General features: G+C 46.3%; 2 protein-coding genes. Both read left to right on the top strand.

What is annotated here, in order from left to right:
* The coding region (locus tag Q0212_RS03200) for a hypothetical protein (RefSeq protein WP_297922119.1) at positions 1 to 691 on the top strand (691 nt) is incomplete at its 5' end.
* Positions 691 to 1,159 (top strand): hypothetical protein (locus tag Q0212_RS03195; protein ID WP_297922116.1); only part of this gene is annotated, 469 nt, incomplete at its 3' end. The genes Q0212_RS03200 and Q0212_RS03195, both read left to right, overlap by 1 nt.

The following is a 1,159-nucleotide window of genomic DNA, read 5'->3' as shown; positions in this document are numbered from 1 at the left end:
ACGTGCTGAGGCCAGAGGCTCTGTTTTAGAAGCTGAGGCCGCACAATTACGCAATGACAACCAGAAACAACTATCCGCTGAACGTATTGCTATTGCCAAAGAAGAAGCCGACAAGAAAAAAGAGCTAGACGACCAACGGCTAAACGCTACAGGTCAATTGTTTGGTAATCTTGCAACATTGATGCAAACAGAGAACCGTAAATTGTTTGAGATTGGCAAAGCTGCCGCTATTGCTCAAGCTATCGTTAATACAGCAACAGCGATAACAAACGCACTAGCAGTACCGCCATATCCTTTAGGCTCGGCCTTAGCAGCAACCGCTGGGATTGCAGGAGCGGTGCAAATTGCGGCGATACAAAACCAACAGTTTGGTGGCGCAAGAGCAATGGGTGGCGATGTACAAGCAGGTAATCAATACTTAGTGGGTGAGCGTGGTGCTGAGATTATCACGATGGGCGGCAACGGCCATGTTACACCTAATCATAAGTTGGGTGGCGGTGACTCTAAGATAACGATTGTTAATCAAACCACAGGGCGTATTGATAGCGTCGAAGAAAAAACCATGCCAGATGGTGAACGTATTTTGATTATTCAACAAGCGCGTGATTTAATAGCGGCAGAGATGCGCGACCCGAACAGCAAAACGTCACGCTCGATGCAATCATCACTCACAGTACAGAGACGCAGATAATGCCTACTTTACCGCGTGACCTTTATCCCGTTTCATCGCCTAGCGGCTATAGTTATGGCGCGGCTGGTGGCGTTTCTAGAACTCAAGTAGAGGGCGGTTTTAATCGCTACGCTTTAGACTTTGAGCGCGGCGTTCAACAGTTTAATGTTGCCTTAGCCTGCACAGCAGATATGCACCAAGTTTGGACTTTGTTTTTTTACAACATCATTAAAAAAGGCGCGTTATCGTTTGATATGCCGCTAGATAGCGGCAGAGGGCTACAAGCACACACGGTTAATATCATTCCTAATTCTGTTAGCGTAAACGAAACGGACGGCAATAATTTTGTTGTGACGTTTCAAGTTGAGGCTGAATCAAGCGCGTATGAATTTGATGAAGGTGGAACTGGTGCGATATTGGCATTGTGGGAAACTGGTGCTGACATTGCTGACATTACAGAATTGTTTGACCGTCTTGCTGAGTTTACGT

It is taken from the genome of uncultured Agitococcus sp. (assembly GCF_937920075.1).
Taxonomy (GTDB): Bacteria; Pseudomonadota; Gammaproteobacteria; order Pseudomonadales; family Moraxellaceae; genus Agitococcus.
Note: the sequence above shows the minus strand (reverse complement) of the source record. Positions and strands in the feature narration are given on the sequence as shown.